This is a genomic window from Bacteroides sp. 41_26 (assembly GCF_949740115.1).
Classification (GTDB): Bacteria; Bacteroidota; Bacteroidia; order Bacteroidales; family Bacteroidaceae; genus Bacteroides; species Bacteroides nordii.
This window is the reverse complement of sequence record NZ_CATJGZ010000039.1, coordinates 1-2,259: the sequence shown is the minus strand read 5'-3', so window position 1 is coordinate 2,259 and position 2,259 is coordinate 1. Positions and strand designations below refer to the sequence as shown.

Annotated in this window: 3 protein-coding genes; 2 read left to right on the top strand and 1 reads right to left on the bottom strand. The window is 32.9% G+C overall.

All coding sequences use genetic code 11. The annotated features are described in order from the left end of the window. Both QX565_RS01210 and QX565_RS01205 read left to right on the top strand, forming a co-directional pair. The coding region (locus tag QX565_RS01210; RefSeq protein WP_289290788.1) for a TraQ conjugal transfer family protein at nucleotides 1-262 on the top strand (262 nt) is incomplete at its 5' end. 130 nt (nucleotides 263-392) lie between these two features. Beyond that, nucleotides 393-1,691 carry a hypothetical protein gene (locus QX565_RS01205; protein ID WP_007216047.1) on the top strand — a complete coding sequence of 433 codons (1,299 nt, stop codon included), beginning with the start codon at nucleotides 393-395 and terminating at the stop codon, nucleotides 1,689-1,691. A 352-nt stretch (nucleotides 1,692-2,043) separates the two neighbouring features. Here QX565_RS01205 and QX565_RS01200 read toward each other — a convergent pair. After that, nucleotides 2,044-2,259: hypothetical protein (locus QX565_RS01200; RefSeq protein ID WP_289290786.1), on the bottom strand; the 216-nt coding region annotated here is incomplete at its 5' end.

Sequence of the window (2,259 nt, the reverse complement as noted above, 5' to 3'; positions counted from 1 at the left end):
TCACCGGGACGGACGGTTTGAGGAAACAAAGTATTTCATCCGCTATTTCCAGCCGGACGGGGCGGGAACGCTGAAAATGTCCGATGGGACGGTTTTACTGCCGAATGACCTGTACCCGCTTCCGGGTGAAACATTCCGGCTTTACTATACCTCTGCATCGACCGACCAGCAAACTGTGGATGTATATTTTCAGGATAGCTTCGGGCAGGTGGTACAACTTACGTTTTCATTTAATAATGATAATAACAAAGAAGTAGAATAGAAAAGTTTTTATAGAATATGTTAAGAAGCATCGGGAAGAATTTTCTCTGATGCTTCTTTATTTTTAATTTTGCAAATTATTGGCTATTTATGTAAAGTCACCATCTAATATTAATTATAAATGCATATATATGAAACAATTAGCATTACCTGCAAGATTTGAAAATTTAGAGAAAGTTGATAATCTCGTTGTAGGATGGGAAAATGTAAAACTTGCTATTCGCCCTGATTGTAGAGATGAAGTAAGCCTTGATAAAGCAAAAACTGCTATTGAAGCTGGATTAAATGATGCTGCAATCAATTATATTTGGAACCTTGCTATCTTTGATTTACAAAGAAAGATTATAGTTTATGGGGTTGATTATTTCTCGACAGCTATTAACTGGGATGGTAAGCCACTAAAAACAATAGAAGATTTAAGAGAAGTCAAAGACCATCAATTAATTTCAGGTGCATTTGCATTAGGAATAATACCTGCAGAAGCACATTTTTTTTTAGAACAATGTCGTGAATTACGAAATAATTTTTCAACCGCACATTATCCATTAGGTGAACTTGATAAATTAGAAACATTTAATTTTATTAAAAATTGCGTAAAATACGTATTGACATTTGATTTACCTGCACCGGGATTACAAATTAAAGATTTAGTTGAAAGTCTCACTATTGAAAAACTGGAAAGTGGGGATGATATTACTGCAATTATAGAGAGCCAGTCTGCTAAAATACATGGTCCGATACTACATAATCTTTTTTCAAACTTTATAAAACAAGATTGTAACCCTAACCTTAAATATAATATAAAACTAATAGCTCCTTGCCTATGGGAGTTAGTTTCTGATGAAATCAAAAGTAGCATTGCTGCAAAATTTGCTTCATTAAGAGATATAAAGGGAAAAGACGCAGCCAGCGAGGCATTAGCTTTCCTCAAGTTGGTTGATGGGGTAAGTTATATACCTGAAACGTTTAAAGAAATCATATTTAAGAAACATGCCCAATTCCTAATTGATGCACATAACGAATGGAATAACTTTTACAATGAACCGGGATATGCTAAAGATTTAGCTTCTTTGGGAATAGATGTACCCATATCTGCTATATATACCTATGTAAAAGCTATTGTTCTTTCTTTCATAGGGAACACTTATGGAATAGCAACAGATGCGCAATCATATAACAAAACAATGATTGCTAACTTATCACAAACAGGTATAAGAACCCTATTTAAGATTATAGATACTGACATAAATGTTATCCGTGAACTATCACATAACAAACCAGCTTGTAGAGTACAAGAGTTAATGGATTTGATTAGAGATAAAACAATGTTGCCAAAGCAAAAAGAACAATTTGACTTTATTACTTCCAATAAACCTGAACGCCTTAAACGACACTTTGAAAAACGTTATTGGGAATTAATCGAGAAATAAATGATATGAATAAGTAATTTTAGAACTAACGAAACATTATAGCAATTTATGACAGTAAAATACTACTGATGATAAAATAGCATTATTTAAAATATATGGATATACAACGGTTTCTTTGCTACTTTCTTTTTCGTTTCAACTCATGAAAGAAAGTAGTTTTATAAGATTTTACTTTTGAGTTTTCAGCTATTTCCCCATGCAGTAGGCGAGATTCTTCAAATATTTTTGTAAGGCTTGAAAAATATTCGTTCAAATAGCAATAATTATACTAATAGTAAAATTATCCCCTAAATGTACCTAAAAGCATTTCTTACCCCATTTTAGTTTAAAGTTTCCATCTTGTTATGAGTTATCAGATAATTAAAAATAAAAGCAGGACAATGAAAATAAAAGCCATACAAAACAGGTAAACGGCAGAGATAAACAACCGGAGAACGAACCGGATAATAAAAAAGCCTATGATTAGGGCTATCCACATTCCGGCGGTGCTGGTGGCTGCCTGATAGATGATAAAAGCAAGTATAAACCATCGTAAAAAAGTCGTTATCTTATTATATACTTTCATTGT